This window comes from Sphingomonas mangrovi, assembly GCF_047975845.1.
GTDB lineage: Bacteria > Pseudomonadota > Alphaproteobacteria > Sphingomonadales > Sphingomonadaceae > Sphingomonas.
In genome coordinates, this window is the sequence record NZ_JBIUCZ010000009.1 from 97066 (window position 1) to 112764 (window position 15699).

The window sequence follows — 15699 nt, forward strand, 5'->3', positions numbered from 1 at the left end:
CCGATGTTCGGACCACGCAAGGCCATCGGGGGGGCGGACAGCCACGGGGAGGGGCACCGGCTCGCCAAGACGCTGAGCTGGCCCCATCTGATCGCGCTGGGGGTCGGCGCGATCGTCGGCACCGGAATCTACACGCTGACCGGCGTCGGTGCCGAGCGCGCCGGTCCCGCCGTCATCCTCGCCTTTGCCATCGCCGGTGCGGTGTGCGCCTGCGCCGCGCTCGCCTATGCCGAGATGGCGACGCTGATCCCGGCCGCGGGCAGCGCCTACACCTTCAGCTACACCGCGATGGGGGAGGGGATCGCCTGGGTCGTCGGCTGGAGTCTGATCCTCGAATATTCGCTCGCCTGCTCGACCGTGGCGGTCGGCTGGTCGGGCTATCTGGTCGGCTGGCTCCAGGCGGCCGGCGTGACCTTGCCGCAGGCGCTGCTGGTCGGGCCGCATGCCGGCGGGATCATCAACCTGCCCGCGGTGGTCGTCGCGCTGTCGGTGATGGGCATGCTGATCGCCGGCACGCGCGAGAGCGCGACGCTCAACATCATCCTCGTCATCATCAAGCTCGTGGCGCTCAGCGTCTTCGTCGCCTTCGCGCTGCCCGCCTTCCAGAGCGACAACCTCCAGCCGTTCATGCCCTATGGCTTCGGCAGCACGGAAGTGCTGGGCGAGAAGCGCGGCGTGATGGCCGCGGCCGCGATCGTGTTCTTCGCCTTCTACGGCTTCGACGCGGTGGCGACCTCGGCCGAGGAGGCGAAGAACCCGGGCCGCGACCTCACCATCGGCATCGTCGGGTCGATGCTGGTGTGCACCGCGATCTACATGGCCGTCGCGGTCGCCGCGGTCGGCGCGCTCCCCTATCTCGAACTCGCCAACTCGCCCGAGCCGCTGGCGCTGGTGCTGCGCTCGCTGGAGCAGCCGGTCGCCGCGCATCTGGTGGCGCTGGCCGCCGTGGTCGCGCTGCCCTCGGTCATCCTGGTGATGATGTACGGGCAGAGCCGCATCTTCTTCGTGATGGCACGCGACGGCCTGTTGCCGCGCCGCCTCGCCAAGGTGAGCCCGCGCACCGGCGCCCCGACGCTCATCACGCTGGTGACCGGCGTCTCGGTCGCCGCCGTCGCCGGCTTCTTCCGCCTCGACGAGATCGCCGAGCTCGCCAACGCCGGCACGCTCGTCGCCTTCGTCGCGGTGGGGGCATGCCTGATGATCCTGCGCCGCCGATTTCCGGAAATGCCGCGGTTGTTCCGCTGCCCGGCGCCCTATGTGGTCGGCACCGCCGCGATCCTCGGCTGCCTCTATCTCTTCATCAGCCTGCCGCAGTCGACGATCACCCGCTTCTTCCTGTGGAACGTCATCGGGCTGGTGCTCTACTTCGCCTACGGCCGCCGCCACAGCGAGGCGCGGCGACCGGTGCCGGTACCCGCCGCCTGACCGTCGCGCGCGGTGCCCCGGCGCCGCGCGCAGCCATCCCCGTTCCCACCCGCACAGGAGACCGCACCCATGCGCCGCCTGATCCTTTCGCTCGTCTGTCTGTTGTTCGCCGCCACGGCGCCCGCCCATGCCAAGCCCGGTCCGTTCGACGGCGTGTGGCTGTTCGACGACGCCGACCCCCGCCCCGGCGTGACGATGGTGGAGATCGCCACGAAGGGCGGCGTCACCGCCGGCACCGTCACCACCCAATGGTACGGCCCGATGCCGATCGCGCGCATGACGGTGGAGGGCGACACCGCCACCTTCACCATGCGCAACCTCAACGATCGCGAGCATCCGACGCGCGAGTGGCGCGCGAAGCTGGAGGACGGCAAGCTGCGGCTGCTCGGCCAGATCTGGTTCTCCGAAATCGACGAACTCGGTCGCCGCGGCACCAAAGCGGACGCGGCGCAGCGCGCGTTCCGCGTCACCACGCTGCCGCCGCTCGGGACGCTCGCACCCGACGGCATGGCCAGGACCCCGCCGATGGGGTGGAGCAGCTGGAACAAGTTCGCCGAGCATATCGACGACAAGACGGTGCGCGCGATGGCCGATGCACTGGTCAGCAGCGGGCTGCGCGACGCGGGCTACACCTACGTCAACATCGACGACGGCTGGCAGGGCACGCGCGGCCCCGATGGCCGCATCCGCCCCAACGCCAAGTTCCCGGACATGAAGGCGCTGACCGACTATGTCCACGCCAAGGGTCTGAAGATCGGCATCTACAGCTCGCAGGGGCCGCGCACCTGCGCCGGCTACGAGGGCAGCTACGGTCATGTCCGCCAGGATGCGCAGACCTACGCCGACTGGGGCTTCGACTATCTGAAGTACGATCTGTGCTCGGGCGAGTGGTTCTACGACACCGCCGACACCGTCCAGCGCAGCTATTACGAGATGGGCGAAGCGCTGCGCGCGACCGGCCGGCCGATCCTGTTCTCTTTGTGCGAGTACGGCCGCTTCGACGTCGGCAGCTGGGGACGCAAGGTCGGCGGCCATCTGTGGCGCACCACCGGCGACATCACCGACGAGTGGAAGGTGATGACCGACATCGGCTTCGAGCGGAACGGCAACCCCGCCCATGCCGGGCCCGGCGGCTGGAACGATCCCGACATGCTGGAGATCGGCAACGGCGGCATGACCCACGACGAATACGTCACCCACATGACGCTGTGGGCGATCTCCGCCGCGCCGCTGGTGATGGGCCACGACCTGCGTGAGACCAGCCCGGAGGCGCTGGCGCTGCTCACCAATCGCGCGGTGATCGCGATCGACCAGGACGCGCGCGGCATCCAGGGCACGCGCGTGCGCAAGGACGGCGATGCCGAGGTCTGGGCCAAGCCGCTCGCCGACGGATCGGTCGCGGTGGCGCTGTTCAACCGCGGCACGGCGGCGAAGCGGATGCTGCTGGCACCGGCCGACGCGGGTGCCACGCGCATCGGCGAGGCGCACGATCTGTGGGCGAACAAGCGCGTCGCCGATCCGGCGGCGGACGTCACCGTCCCGGCGCACGGCGCGGTGCTGCTGCGGGTCCGCGCGGGCTGAGGGGTTCGCACCCGCAGCCCGATCCGGCATAGCCTCTCCGGCAACCACCGGAGAGGCAGACGTGAAGCACCCGATCCGATCGCTGGCGACGCTCGCCGCCGCCGTGCTGCTGGCGGGCGCCGCGCCCGGCCCGCAGACTCCGGCCGACCTCTACAGCCCGCTGTTCGAGGCGGTGCAGCGCGGCCGCGTGTTCGACGACGGCAAGGCATTCGTCGACGCGGTGCCGCACCAGCCGCCGGCCGAGATCCTCGCCGCCTATCGCGCGGAGCGGCCGGCGACCCCCGAGGCGCTGCGCGCGTTCGTGCTGCGGCGCTTCACCGTGCCGGGCGTCAACGACGCCGCGCGCACCGACCTGCGCGCGCACGTCCGCCAGCTCTGGCCCGCGCTCACCCGCCCGCCGAAGCAGCCCGAGCCGGGCAGCTCGGCGCTGCCGCTGCCCGAACGCTATGTCGTGCCGGGCGGGCGCTTCCGCGAAATCTATTACTGGGACAGCTATTTCACGATGCTGGGCCTGCGCGCCGACGGCGAGCAGCCGCTGGTGGAGGCGATGCTCGCCGACTTCACCGCGCTGGTCGAGCGCTACGGCCACATCCCCAACGGCACCCGGACCTACTACCTCAGCCGCTCGCAGCCGCCGTTCTTCGCGCTGATGCTCGATCTGTCGGAGAACAAGGACCCCGTGCTCGCGCGGCGGCGGCTGGCGGCGCTGCGCACCGAACACGGCTATTGGATGCACGGCCGCGGCTGCCTCGATGCGCGCGGCGCGTGCGAGCGGGTGGTGCGCATGCCCGACGGCAGCCTGCTCAACCGCTATTGGGACGATCGCGATACCCCGCGCGACGAAAGCTGGGCGGAAGACGTCGCCACCGCGCGTGAAGCCGCGCCGCGCCCCGCAGTCGAGGTGCAGCGCCACCTGCGCGCGGGCGCGGAAAGCGGCTGGGACTTCAGCAGCCGCTGGCTGCGCGACCCGCAGCAATTGGCGACCATCCACACCACCGACATCGTGCCGGTCGACCTCAACAGCCTGTTGTGGACGATGGAGCGCCGTATCGCCGAACGCTGCGCGGCACTTGCCGACCAGCCCTGCGCGCGCAGCTTCACCCGGGCGGCGGCCGCCCGGCGCAAGGCGATCGACCGCTATCTCTGGCAGCCGCGCGCGCGTCGCTATGCCGATTGGGACCGCAGCACGGGCAAGCCCACGCCGGTGCTGTCAGCCGCGACGCTGTTCCCGCTGTTCGCCGGCCACGCCAGCCCCGCCCAGGCGCGCGGCTTCGCCGCGACCGTGTGCGCGCAGCTGCTCGCCCCCGGCGGGCTGCGCACCACGACCCTGCGCACCGGCCAGCAATGGGACGCGCCCAACGGCTGGGCACCGCTGCAATGGGTGGCGATCGGCGGGCTGGCGGCCACCGACCCGGCGCTCGCGCGCGACATCGCCCGCCGCTGGATCGGCACGGTCGCCGCCGCCTACACCGAGACGGGCAAGATGCTGGAGAAATACGACATCGAGGAGCGCAAGCCCGGCGGCGGCGGCGAATATCCGCTGCAGGACGGCTTCGGCTGGACCAACGGCGTCACCAGCGCACTGCTGGAGCGCTATCCGGAGTTGGGAGCGGCGGCCGGCGAGGCACGCGAGGCACGCTAGCCTCGCCAACTACCCGACCGTACCCCGGCGAAGGCCGGGGCCCAGTTGCGACGAAGTCCGTTGGGAGTCGTGCCCCGCAACCACCTTCCCAACTGGACCCCGGCCTCCGCCGGGGTACGCACAGGGTCCGCGGAGGCCGCGCCCACTTGATCTGAGCGAAGGAGAACCTTGCGCAACCCTTGCCGTGCTCCTGCGCAGGCAGGAGCCCAGGGTTCCGGACGCCGGCCGCTGTTGTTCCGCTTGGCCCTGGATCCCTGCCTGCGCAGGGATACGGCAATCAAAGGGGGCTGGTGCATACTTCGCGAACGTGTCGCCTCCGCCGGGGTACATCACATTGCGCGGCCCTTCCCCCGTCCTCCTGACGAGGGAAGGGCAGGGGGCGTTCAGGCCCCCGGATGCTTCTTCGCGATCGCACCGAGCAGGTCGTCGAACGCGCCGACGAACTGCGCGACGCCCTCTTCCACCAGCCGCTGGGTGGCGCCGTCCAGGTCCAGCCCCAGCCGCTCGGCCTCGACCAGCACGTGGCGCGCGTCCTCGACGTCGGCGGTCAGCGTCTCGGCGACCGTGCCCCGCTCGCGGAACGCGTCCATCGTCTTGGGCGGCATGGTGTTGACCGTGTCCGGCCCGATCAGCGCGTCGACATAGAGCGTGTCGGGATAGGCCGGGTCCTTGGTGCCGGTCGACGCCCACAGCAGCCGCTGCGGCTGCGCGCCCTTGGCGGCGAGCGCCTGCCAGCGGTCGCTCGCCACGAAGTCCTGGTACCAGCCATAGGCGAGCTTGGCGTTGGCGATCGCGATCTTGCCGCGCAGCGCCTTTAGCGCCTCCGCCTCCGGGTCGCCCTCGGCGACGCGGCTGTCGATCGCCTTGTCCATCACCGCGTCGATGCGGCTGACGAAGAAGCTCGCGACCCCGGCGATGCGGTCGATCGGCAGGCCCTCAGCCACGCGCTGCTCCAGCCCGGCGGCATGCGCCTCGGCGACGCGGCGATAGGCTTCCTGCGAGAACAGCAGCGTCACGTTGACGTTGATGCCGGCCGCGATCGTCGCGGCGATCGCGGGCGCGCCGGCGGGCGTGCCGGGGATCTTGATCATCAGGTTCGGCCGGTCGACCGCCGCCCACAGCTTCTGCGCCTCGGCGACCGTCGCGTCGGTGTCGTCGGCGATGTACGGCGACACCTCCAGGCTGACATAGCCGTCCTTGGCATCGGTACGGTCATAGACGGGGCGCAGCGTTTCTGCCGCGGCCTTGATGTCCTGGATCGCCAGATGCTCGTAGCGGTCGATCGTCGCCGCGCCCGGATGGGCGGCGTCATAGGCGGCAAGCGTGGCGTCGTACGCGTCGCCATAGCCCATCGCCTTTTCGAAGATGGCGGGATTGGAGGTGACGCCGGTCAGCCCGTCCTCGGCCACTAGCTTCTCCAGCCCGCCCGCTTCGAGGAACTTGCGGTCGACGAAGTCGAGCCACGGTGCGGTGCCCTTGGCGCCGAGATCGTTGAGCAGCCCCATTGCATGTCCTTCCTGTCGGCCGCGTCCCCAGCGGACACGGCGTCGCTCGCGCGCCCTATGGCGGCAGATGCGCGAAAAATCGACCCGGTAGCGGGCGCCAGAGTGTGCAAGGTCCGCGGGCGCGCATCGCGCGTGGTGGGCGGTGACGGGCTCGAACCGCCGACCCTCTCGGTGTAAACGAGATGCTCTACCAACTGAGCTAACCGCCCCCTTTCGGGAGACCCGCGGAATAGCGCCATTCTCGGCAACCGCAAGAGCCCAGCGCCGCCGCCGGAACCTCCGCCGGAACCTCCGGACGCCACTGCCGTTACGCGCTCAGCAAAAAAAGGAGGGACGAGGATGGTGGAGACTTCGCAGATCCGGCCGCACATGGAAGTGCTCGGCTCGGACGGTGCGCACGTCGGTACGGTCGATCATATCGAGGGCGACCGCATCAAGCTGGCGCGCCGCGACTCGCCCGACGGCGACCATCATTACGTGCCGCTCTCGGCCGTCGCGCGGGTCGACGCGCACGTCCATCTCGATCGCACCGCGGCGGCGCTCGGACTCGTCGGCGTCGCCACCGCGACCGCGGCGACGACGGGGGACGCCACCGCCGCCAGCCCGCTGCCGCCGGTCAAGAACCGCGCCGTCGAGGGCAGCGCACCGCGGCGCAACTTCTACCTGCCGTGGATTGTCGGGCTGGTCGGCCTCGTCCTGCTGCTGCTCCTGCTGACCAAGGCCTGTTCTCCCGACCGGACCGAGCCAGTCGCGAGCGACACCGCGATGACGGCGCCCTATGCTGCCGAACCCGCCGCGCCGGCCACCGGGACGGCGGCGCTGCCGGTCGAGCAGGTCACGCTGCCGGGCGGCCGCACGATCTCCGCAGAGCCGAACTCGCTCAACTACGCGCTCCAGGCCTATCTCGCCTCGAACGCGCCGGCGCCGCGCACCTTCACCTTCGACAAGCTCAACTTCGACATCGGTTCGGCGGCGATCCGCGCCCAGGATCAGGCGAATGTCGACGCGCTGGCCGAAATCCTCAACGCCTACCCCGAGGCGCGTGCGCAGGTCGTCGGCTACACCGACACGACGGGCACGGGCCGGGGCAATGCGGAGCTCGGTCAACAGCGGGGCGAGGCGGTCGCCCAGGCGCTGATCGCCAAGGGCGTGGACCGCAGCCGCATCGCCGCCGCGTCGGGCGGCGAGAACGCCCCGGTCGATACGAACGCGACCGCGCAGGGCCGATTCGAGAACCGCCGCACCGAGCTGATCGTCATCGCCAAATAGGCGTCAGCCGGCGCCGCCGCGTCAGCCGTTCAGGCGCCGCATCGCGTCGGCGGCGATGGCGGTGCTGCGGCGGCGCGCGGCGGGGTCGTACATCGCGCCGGTGATCATCACCTCGTCGACCTTGGTGCGTTCGAGGAAGGCGGCGAGGCCGCGCTCGACCGTTTCCGGCCCGCCGACCGCCGAGCATTCGAGCACCTGGTCGAGGATCGCCTGCCCCTGTGCGCCGATCGAGTCGCGGTAGCCGGCGACGGGCGGCGGCATCTGGATGCCGCGGCCGGTGCGGATCGCGACGAACGCCTGCTCGGTCGAGCTGGCGAGGAAGCGTGCCTCCTCGTCTGTGTCGGCGGCGAGCACGTTGAACGCCGCCATCGCGTAGGGCTTGTCGAGCTGCGCCGAGGGGCGGAAGTCCTGCCGGTAGATCGCCAGTGCCTGGTCGAGCGCGGCGGGCGCGAAGTGCGAGGCGAAGGCGTAGGGTAGGCCCAATGCCGCGGCGAGCTGCGCGCCGAACAGGCTGGAGCCCAGAATCCACAGCGGCACGGTGGCGCCGCCGCCGGGCACCGCCTCGATCCCCGTCTGTCCGTCGGCGGCGAAATAGCTCTGCAGCTCCAGCACGTCCTGCGGGAAGGCGTTGGGATCGCTGTCGAGCGTGCGGCGCAGCGCCCGCGCCACCCGCTGGTCGGAGCCGGGCGCGCGTCCGAGCCCCAGGTCGATGCGGCCGGGGTACAGCGCGTCGAGCGTGCCGAACTGCTCGGCGATCACCAGCGGTGCATGGTTGGGGAGCATGATGCCGCCGGCGCCGACGCGGATGGTGCGGGTGGCGGCGGCGACATGGCCGATCACCACCGCCGTGGCGGCGCTGGCGATGCCGGGCATGCCGTGATGCTCGGCGACCCAGTAGCGTTTGTAGCCGAGCCCCTCGGCATGGGCGGCCAGATCGGCGGCGTTGGCGAGCGCAGTGCCGGCGTCGCCCCCGGCGACGATCGGGACCAAGTCGAGCAGCGAATAGTCGGTCATCGCCGACAGATGGGAACGCGCCGCGCTCGCGCCAAGCTTGCCGGGCGGGGGGCACCCCCCTAAACGGGCGCCGCCTATGCTCCCCGCGCTCGCCCATGTCCGCACCTGGATCTTCGATCTGGACAACACGCTGTACCCGGCGAGCGTGAGCCTGTTCCCGGCGATCGACGCGCGGATGACCGCCTATATCGCCGAGCATCTGGGCATGGAGCCGGAAGCGGCGCGCACGCTGCAGAAGCAGTATTACCACGCACACGGCATGACGCTCGCCGGGCTGATGGCCGACCACGGCACCGACCCGCACCATTTCCTCGACTATGTCCACGACGTGGAGATGGACGTGCTGGAGGATCTGGGGTTGGCCGCGCGGATCGGCGCGCTGCCCGGGCGCAAGCTGGTCTTCACCAACGGCGACGCGACTTACGCCGCGCGGGTGCTGGACCGCATCGGCCTTTCGCAAGCGTTCGAGGCGGTGCACGACGTGCATGCCACCCAGTACCGGCCCAAGCCCGATCCGATCGCCTATCAAGGGCTGTGCGATGCCTATGCGATCGATCCGGCGACGGCGCTGTTCGTCGAGGATCTCGCCCGCAACCTCCGGCCCGCCAAGGCGATCGGCATGAGGACCGTGTGGATCGACAACGGCTCCGAACAGGGGCCGGGCGACGACCGCAGTTTCATCGACTACACCGTCGCCGACCTGGGCGACTGGCTCGACACCATCCTGGAGACACCTGCGTGACCGACCTGCAAGCCACCATCAACGCCGCCTGGGACAATCGCGCGGAGCTCGGCCTCGCCACCACCGGCGCGGTGCGAGACGCGGTGACCGAGGCGCTGGCGCAGCTCGATGCCGGCACCGCCCGCGTCGCCGAGCCCGACGGCCAGGGCGGCTGGCGCGTCAACCAGTGGCTCAAGAAGGCAGTCCTTCTGTCGTTCCGCCTCAACGACAATGCGGTGATGGACGGCCCGGGCGGCGCGACCTGGTTCGACAAGGTGCCCTCGAAGTTCCAGGGCTGGGACGAGGCGCGCTTCCGCGCCGCTGGTTTCCGCGCGGTGCCGGGCAGCGTGGTCCGCCATGGTGCGTTCGTCGGCAAGGGCGCGGTGCTGATGCCGAGCTTCGTCAACATCGGCGCCTATGTCGGTGAAGGCACGATGGTCGACACTTGGGCTACCGTCGGCAGCTGCGCGCAGATCGGCAAGAACGTCCATCTGTCGGGCGGCGCGGGCATCGGCGGCGTGCTGGAGCCGCTGCAGGCGGACCCGGTCATCATCGGCGACGGCGCGTTCATCGGTGCGCGCGCGGAAGTGGCTGAGGGCGTCCGCGTCGGCGAGGGCGCGGTGCTGTCGATGGGCGTCTATCTCGGCAAGTCGACCAAGATCGTCGACCGCACCACCGGTGAAGTGACGATGGGCGAAGTGCCGCCCTATGCGGTGGTGGTGCCGGGATCGCTGGGCGGCGGCGAGGGCAAGCCGGCGCTGTATTGCGCGGTGATCATCAAGCGCGTCGACGAAAGCACGCGCGCGAAGACGGGGATCAACGAACTGCTGCGCGATTGATTCGATTGTGCCCCTGCGCAGGCAGGGGCCCAGGGTACCGGGCGCTGCGGTACGGGGCATGCGCGCGGTCCGCTCCAACATCGTCATGCCAGCGCAGGGTGGCATCCAGACGCGCACGGCTCGCGAATCGTGAACGGAGCGGCAATGGATCCTGACTTCCGTCAGGATGACGGAGGGAGAGGGCGGCAGGGTGGCACACTCGCAATCCTAGGCTCCTGCCTGCGCAGGAGCACGGTTGGGGCGAGCGACTAGGTCCCTTCTGTGTACCCCGGCGGAGGCCGGAGTCCAGGTGCGGGCGGTTCGTGAAATGCGGGGAGGTCCCCCAACTGGGCCCCGGCCTTCGCCGGGGTACACAGAAGGGCGTTAGGCCTCAGCCGACCCGGGCTACGCCCAGCCGCGGGATCTCGATCTTGGGGCAGGCGTCCATCACCACCTGCAGACCGGCGGCCTCGGCGCGCTCGGCGGCGGCCTCGTTGACGACGCCCAGCTGCATCCACACCGCCTTGGCACCGACGGCGATCGCCTCGTCGACCACGTCGCCGGCCGCGGCCGAGTTGCGGAAGACGTCGACGATGTCGATCGGCTCGCCGATCTGGGCGAGCTCGCGGAACACGAACTCGCCGTGGAGGTGCTCGCCGGTGATCTGCGGGTTTACCGGAATGACGCGGTAGCCGCAGTCCTGGAGATAGGCCATTACGCCATAGGAGGCGCGGTTCGGGCGATCGGATGCACCGACCAGCGCGATGGTGCGGGCGCCTTCGAGCAGCGCCTTGATGTCCTCGTCGCGGGTCAGCGGCATGCGGGTCATCCCTTCTTGCGGTCCAGCCATTCGCCGACCTGGCCGGCGATCTGATGGAACGCGGTCGCCTCCGCCCCGTTCCCGGCCGCCGGCGGCGTGCCCGCGTCGGATGCCTGGCGCACCGCCATCGCCAGCGGAATGCGGCCGAGGAACGGAATGCCGAGCTTGGCCGCCGCCGCCTCGGCGCCGCCCTGGCCGAACGGCTCGGACGCCTCGCCGCAATGCGGACAGACGTAACCGGACATGTTTTCGACCAGCCCGATCACCGGCACCTCGGCCTTGGCGAACAGGTCGATCGCGCGGGTGGCGTCGATCAGCGCCAGGTCCTGCGGGGTCGACACGATCACCGCGCCCGCCGGCTTGTGCTTCTGGATCATGGTGAGCTGCACGTCGCCGGTGCCGGGCGGCAGGTCGACCACCAGCGTGTCGGCCGGGTCCCAGTCGGCGTCGGCGAGCTGGGTGAGCGCGCCGCCCGCCATCGGCCCGCGCCATGCGATCGCCTGACCCGGCGCGACCAGCTGGCCCATCGACAAGAGCGGCACGCCATAGGGGGTGGCGACCGGCAGCAGCTGCTTCTCGCGCGCCTCCGGCCGGGTGCCCTCGACCGCCATCAGCTTGGGTTGCGAGGGGCCGTAGATGTCGGCGTCGATCAGCCCGACCTGACGACCGGCGCGGGCGAGCGCGATGGCGAGATTGGCGGCGACGGTCGACTTGCCGACGCCGCCCTTGCCGCTCGCCACCGCGATCAGCCGGCGGCCGACGCGCTCGCTGGTCTGCGCCACGCGCACCTCGTCGATCCCTGGCAGCGCGAGCGTCGCGGCGCGGACGTCGGCCTCCAGCGCGTCGCGCGCGGGGGCGGCGAGTCCGGTCACGTCGAGCACGATGCTGGCGCGGGCGCCCTCGACACGCGCGGTGGCGCGGCCGGCGGCGAGGGGGGCGAGGGCGGCTTGCACGGCGAAACGGTCGGTCATGGCGCCGCAGATAGTCCCCGCGGACACGTGTTGACACTGTAAATCGCGCGGCACGGACTTATATACGGCCGGATGCGAAGCTTTACCGGCTGGTTCGCACGCGCCGGCGTGCTCAGGAACGACAACAGCAAGGGCCCCTGGGGCGGACGCGGCGGAACCGAGGGCGGCTCGGGCGGCGGCGACGGTTCGGGCGGGCCCCGCAACCCTTGGGCGGTGCCTCCGGGCAATCGCCCCGCCAAGCCGGCGACCGCCAACTCGCTCGAGGATTTCCTGCGCCGCGCCCGCGGCAGCGGCGGCGGGGGCGGTGGCAACAACGGCCGTGGCCCGGTGCTGCCGGCCAACACCGGCAAGCTGTGGGTGCTCGGCGCCTTCGTGCTGCTGCTGATCTGGCTGGCGACCAGCTTCCACATCGTGGGGCCGCAGGAGCGCGGCGTCGCGACCAGCCTGGGCCGCTATACCGGAACGCTCGACCCCGGTTTCAAGGTCACGCTGCCGGCGCCGTTCGCGTCGGTCGAGATGGTCGACGTGAAGGAAGTCCGGACGGAGAACTTCCCCAGCGGAAACCAGCCCAACCTGATGCTGACCGGCGACCAGAACATCGTCGACCTGGGCTATTCGGTGCGCTGGGACATCAAAAATCCCGAGAACTACGTGTTCGAGATCGCCCAGCCGCAGGAGACGGTGCGCGCGGTGGCCGAAAGCGCGATGCGCGCGGCGATCGCCAACGTCGAGCTCGACCAGGCGATCGGCGCCGGCCGAATCGGCATCCAGAACGACGTGCAGCAGCGCATGCAGACGCTGCTCGACGAATATGAATCGGGCGTGCGGATCCTGGGCGTGGCGATCAAGCAGGCGGCGGCGCCCGCCGCGGTCGACGACGCGTTCAAGGCCGTCACCGCCGCGCAACAGGAGGCGCAGTCCAACCTCAACGACGCACGCGCCTATGCCCAGCAGGTGATCGAGCGTGCGCAGGGCGATGCCGCGCAGTTCGACCGCATCTACGAACAGTATCGCGCGGCCCCCGAAGTCACCCGCCGCCGGCTCTATTACGAGACGATGGAGCAGGTGCTCCGCGGTGCCGACAAGACGATCGTCGAGCCGGGCGTGCAGACCTATCTGCCGCTGCCCGAGGTGCGCCGTCGCGCGACGACGCCGCCCCCGCCCGAACCGCCGGCCGCGGAAGCGCCCGCCGTGGAGACCGCACGATGAGCCGCAGCCTGTTCCGCAATCCCGTGGCGATCGGAATCGCGCTGCTCGTGCTCGCGATCCTCGCGGCCGCGTCGATCGCGATCGTGCCGGAGACGAAGCAGGCGGTGATCCTGCGCGTCCAGCAGCCGATCGCCATCGTCAACCAGTATCGCGCCGACGAGCCGTTCGGCCGCACCGGGGCCGGCATGGTGCTGCGCCTGCCGTTCTTCGACCGGCTGGTGTGGGTCGAGAAGCGCGTGCTCGCGGTCGAGCTCGACAACCAGCAGGTGCTCTCCAGCGACCAGCAGCGGCTCGAGGTCGACGCCTTCGCCCGCTTCCGCATCGTCAATCCGGTGCAGATGGTGGTGACCGCCGGCTCCGAGGACAGCGTCGCGAACCAGCTGCAGCCGATCCTCGGCTCGACGCTGCGCGGCGAGCTGGGCAAGCGGCCGTTCGCCGCGCTGCTCAGCCCGGAACGCACCCAGGTTATGGAAAATATTCAGACGGCGCTCCAGCGTACTGCCAGCCAATATGGCGCGGAGATCGTGGATGTGCGGATCAAGCATGCCGACCTGCCCGAGGGGAGCCCGCTCACCAGCGCGCTCAACCGGATGCGCTCGGCGCGGACGCAGGAGGCGGTGACGATCCAGGCGCGCGGCCAGAAGCAGGCACAGATCATCCGCGCCGATGCGGAGGCGCAGGCGGCGCAGATTTATGCGCAGAGCTTCGGCAAGGACGCCGATTTCTACGCCTTCTGGCGCGCGATGGAATCCTATCGGACGACCTTCGCCAAGCAGCAGGGCAACGGCGACACGTCGATCGTTCTCTCGCCGGACAACGGCTATCTGCGGGAATTCCGGGGGCGCGAGCGCTGAGGAGCGCGCCCGCCATATTCAAACGAAGTTCAGCATGACCAAGGCACCATCGGGTCGGACGCGTTTCGTCGTTACGATCCCCGTCGTTAGAGAGGACCTATCCTAGTGCGTTACGCCTACGCCCTTACCTCTGCGCTGCTGCTGGGCGGCACCGCGGCAGCCTTCAGCTTCCAGCCGCCTGCCGGCGCGCAGACCGCGCAGAACGAGCCGGGCGCCGTCGCCGCGGCCAGCGCGCCGCGCGCCGCCGCGCCGATGAGCTTCGCCGACATGGTCGCGCGGCTCCAGCCGGCGGTGGTCAACATCTCGACCACCCAGCGCGTGACCGTGCAGCAGAACAACCCGTTCGCCGGAACGCCGTTCGAGCAGTTCTTCGGCGGTCCGCGCGGCGGCGGCGGTTCCCGCACCCAGGAGGCGCAGTCGCTCGGTTCGGGCTTCCTGATCTCGGCCGACGGCTATGTCGTCACCAACAACCACGTCGTCTCGGCCGGCACCGCCTCCGCGGTCGTCGAATCGATCACCGTGACGCTGTCCGACCGCCGCGAGTTCAAGGCGAAGCTGGTCGGCCACGACGCGGCCTCCGACCTGGCGGTGCTCAAGATCGAGGGCGCGACCTTCCCGTTCGTCCGCTTCGGCGATTCGAGCCAGGCACGCGTCGGCGACTGGATCGTCGCGATCGGCAACCCGTTCGGGCTGAGCGGCTCGGTCAGCGCGGGCATCGTCTCGGCGATCAACCGCGTCACCGGCGGCGGCGCCTACGATCACTTCATCCAGACCGACGCGGCGATCAACCGGGGCAACTCGGGCGGACCGATGTTCGACCTGCAGGGCAACGTGATCGGCATCAACTCGCAGATCCTGTCGCCGACCGGCGGCAACATCGGCATCGGCCTCGCCATCCCGGCCGAGCAGGCCAAGCCGATCGTCGACAAGCTGATGCGCGGGCAGTCGATCGAGCGCGGCTATCTGGGTGTCGGCATCCAGCCGGTCGACGAGAACATCGCGGCGGCGCTGGGCCTGCGCAAGGATCGCGGCGAGCTGATCTCGCGGGTCGAGCCGGGCGAGGCAGCGGCCAAGGCCGGCATCCGTCAGGGCGACGTCGTCGTCTCGGTCAACGGCAAGGAAGTCACGCCGGAGCAGACGCTCAGCTATCTGGTGGCCAACACCACGCCCGGCACGCGCATCCCGGTCGAGCTGCTGCGCGACGGCAAGCGCCAGACGGTGAACGTCACCGTCGGCAAGCGCCCGCCGGAGGAGCAGCTCGCGCAGTTCGACGCCGACCAGGACGGCGGCATGCCGCAGGACCAGCCGCCCGCCGACAGCGCCGCGGCGTCGCTCGGCATCGGCGTGACCCCGCTCACGCCGTCGATCGCGCGCAGCATCGGCGTCGATCCCGCGACCAAGGGCGTCGTCGTCACCGGCACCGATCCGTCGAGCGATGCCGCCGGCAAGGGCATCCGCCGCGGCGACGTGATCGTCTCGGTCAACCGCACGCCGGTCGCGACCTCGGCGGACGTGGCGCGGCTGGTGACGCAGGCCAAGTCGGCCGGGCGCGACCAGGTGCTGCTGTTCGTCCAGCGCCGGGGCCAGGGCATCTACATGCCGGTGCGCATCGGCGACTGACGCGCCACGACGTACGCAATTGCGGCCCGTCGCTCTCCGGAGCGGCGGGCCGTTTGCGTTTGGGGTGAGGAAAACACCCCCTATTGTCGCCGTCATGCTAACGGAAGTCAGCATGTGGATTCACATTCGAAGTGCAACAGTTGGAACGCCTCGGCGGGGGTACGGAAGCCGAGGCACTTTCTGGGGGTGTTGTTGTAGGCGCGCGCGACCCGTTCGACAAAGGTCGCAGGGATGCTGTCGAGGTTGGTCT

At 70.4% G+C, this 15699-nt stretch carries 13 protein-coding genes, 1 tRNA gene and 1 pseudogene; 9 read left to right on the top strand and 6 right to left on the bottom strand.

The window, feature by feature from the left end; all coding sequences use genetic code 11:
• The first annotated feature begins 3 nt into the window (after positions 1 to 3).
• From ACBY01_RS06765 to treF, 3 genes are all read left to right on the top strand, one after another.
• On the top strand, positions 4 to 1425 hold the full coding sequence (locus ACBY01_RS06765) for an amino acid permease (protein ID WP_416460034.1): 1422 nt from the start codon (positions 4 to 6) through the stop codon (positions 1423 to 1425).
• A gap of 69 nt (positions 1426 to 1494) precedes the next feature.
• Positions 1495 to 3006, top strand: coding sequence for a glycoside hydrolase family 27 protein (locus ACBY01_RS06770; protein ID WP_416460035.1), 1512 nt, complete (start codon positions 1495 to 1497; stop codon positions 3004 to 3006).
• A gap of 61 nt (positions 3007 to 3067) precedes the next feature.
• A complete protein-coding gene (treF, locus tag ACBY01_RS06775) occupies positions 3068 to 4648 on the top strand; it encodes an alpha,alpha-trehalase TreF (protein ID WP_416460036.1) in 1581 nt (526 codons plus the stop codon).
• A 383-nt stretch (positions 4649 to 5031) separates the two neighbouring features.
• On the opposite strand, the gene tal is transcribed toward treF, so the two are convergent.
• Entirely contained in the window at positions 5032 to 6153 is a 1122-nt protein-coding gene (gene tal / locus ACBY01_RS06780) for a transaldolase (RefSeq protein WP_416460037.1), read from the bottom strand.
• A 133-nt stretch (positions 6154 to 6286) separates the two neighbouring features.
• Positions 6287 to 6362, bottom strand: a tRNA-Val gene (locus ACBY01_RS06785).
• A gap of 130 nt (positions 6363 to 6492) precedes the next feature.
• Here ACBY01_RS06785 and ACBY01_RS06790 point away from each other — a divergent pair.
• Entirely contained in the window at positions 6493 to 7422 is a 930-nt protein-coding gene (locus tag ACBY01_RS06790) for a DUF2171 domain-containing protein (protein WP_416460038.1), read from the top strand.
• 21 nt (positions 7423 to 7443) lie between these two features.
• Here the strand turns inward: ACBY01_RS06790 and ACBY01_RS06795 are convergent, their stop codons facing one another.
• Positions 7444 to 8436, bottom strand: a complete 993-nt coding sequence (locus tag ACBY01_RS06795; protein WP_416460039.1) for an LLM class flavin-dependent oxidoreductase — start codon at positions 8434 to 8436, stop codon at positions 7444 to 7446.
• A 76-nt stretch (positions 8437 to 8512) separates the two neighbouring features.
• Here ACBY01_RS06795 and ACBY01_RS06800 point away from each other — a divergent pair, with 76 nt between their 5' ends.
• Together ACBY01_RS06800 and dapD are read left to right on the top strand one after the other, a co-directional pair.
• Positions 8513 to 9178 (top strand): pyrimidine 5'-nucleotidase, encoded by a 666-nt coding sequence (locus ACBY01_RS06800; protein WP_416460040.1) that lies wholly within the window; start codon positions 8513 to 8515, stop codon positions 9176 to 9178.
• Complete coding sequence (gene dapD, locus ACBY01_RS06805; RefSeq protein WP_416460041.1) at positions 9175 to 9996, top strand: 2,3,4,5-tetrahydropyridine-2,6-dicarboxylate N-succinyltransferase; 822 nt, start codon at positions 9175 to 9177, stop codon at positions 9994 to 9996. The genes ACBY01_RS06800 and dapD overlap by 4 nt, the downstream gene beginning before the upstream one ends.
• Before the next feature lie 370 nt (positions 9997 to 10366).
• On the opposite strand, the gene ACBY01_RS06810 is transcribed toward dapD, so the two are convergent.
• Both ACBY01_RS06810 and ACBY01_RS06815 read right to left on the bottom strand, forming a co-directional pair.
• Positions 10367 to 10795, bottom strand: a complete 429-nt coding sequence (locus ACBY01_RS06810) for a CoA-binding protein (protein WP_416460042.1) — start codon at positions 10793 to 10795, stop codon at positions 10367 to 10369.
• 5 nt (positions 10796 to 10800) lie between these two features.
• Entirely contained in the window at positions 10801 to 11766 is a 966-nt protein-coding gene (locus tag ACBY01_RS06815; RefSeq protein WP_416460043.1) for an Mrp/NBP35 family ATP-binding protein, read from the bottom strand.
• Positions 11767 to 11838: 72 nt separating this feature from the next.
• Here ACBY01_RS06815 and hflK point away from each other — a divergent pair, with 72 nt between their 5' ends.
• The 3 genes from hflK (at position 11839) to ACBY01_RS06830 (ending at position 15449) form a co-directional block, all read left to right on the top strand.
• Complete coding sequence (gene hflK, locus ACBY01_RS06820) at positions 11839 to 12975, top strand: protease modulator HflK (RefSeq protein WP_416460044.1); 1137 nt, start codon at positions 11839 to 11841, stop codon at positions 12973 to 12975.
• Positions 12972 to 13829, top strand: coding sequence for a protease modulator HflC (hflC, locus tag ACBY01_RS06825; protein WP_416460045.1), 858 nt, complete (start codon positions 12972 to 12974; stop codon positions 13827 to 13829). Before hflK ends, hflC begins: the two co-directional genes overlap by 4 nt.
• 105 nt (positions 13830 to 13934) lie before the next feature.
• The gene (locus tag ACBY01_RS06830; protein WP_416460046.1) at positions 13935 to 15449 is read left to right on the top strand and encodes a Do family serine endopeptidase; all 1515 of its coding nucleotides are present in this window, start codon (positions 13935 to 13937) and stop codon (positions 15447 to 15449) included.
• Between the two features lie 107 nt (positions 15450 to 15556).
• Here the strand turns inward: ACBY01_RS06830 and ACBY01_RS17200 are convergent.
• A pseudogene (locus tag ACBY01_RS17200) lies at positions 15557 to 15699 on the bottom strand (IS30 family transposase); the annotation flags it as partial.

Bases quoted from the DNA above. Each gene is read 5' to 3' on its own strand.
- hflC (WP_416460045.1), top strand. From the start codon at position 12,972: ATGAGCCGCAGCCTGTTCCGCAATCCCGTGGCGATCGGAATCGCGCTG.
- tal (WP_416460037.1), bottom strand. From the start codon at position 6,153: ATGGGGCTGCTCAACGATCTCGGCGCCAAGGGCACCGCACCGTGGCTC.
- ACBY01_RS06770 (WP_416460035.1), top strand. From the start codon at position 1,495: ATGCGCCGCCTGATCCTTTCGCTCGTCTGTCTGTTGTTCGCCGCCACG.
- ACBY01_RS06800 (WP_416460040.1), top strand. From the start codon at position 8,513: ATGCTCCCCGCGCTCGCCCATGTCCGCACCTGGATCTTCGATCTGGAC.
- ACBY01_RS06810 (WP_416460042.1), bottom strand. From the start codon at position 10,795: ATGCCGCTGACCCGCGACGAGGACATCAAGGCGCTGCTCGAAGGCGCC.
- ACBY01_RS06765 (WP_416460034.1), top strand. From the start codon at position 4: ATGTTCGGACCACGCAAGGCCATCGGGGGGGCGGACAGCCACGGGGAG.
- ACBY01_RS06795 (WP_416460039.1), bottom strand. From the start codon at position 8,436: ATGACCGACTATTCGCTGCTCGACTTGGTCCCGATCGTCGCCGGGGGC.
- hflK (WP_416460044.1), top strand. From the start codon at position 11,839: ATGCGAAGCTTTACCGGCTGGTTCGCACGCGCCGGCGTGCTCAGGAAC.
- ACBY01_RS06790 (WP_416460038.1), top strand. From the start codon at position 6,493: ATGGTGGAGACTTCGCAGATCCGGCCGCACATGGAAGTGCTCGGCTCG.
- ACBY01_RS06815 (WP_416460043.1), bottom strand. From the start codon at position 11,766: ATGACCGACCGTTTCGCCGTGCAAGCCGCCCTCGCCCCCCTCGCCGCC.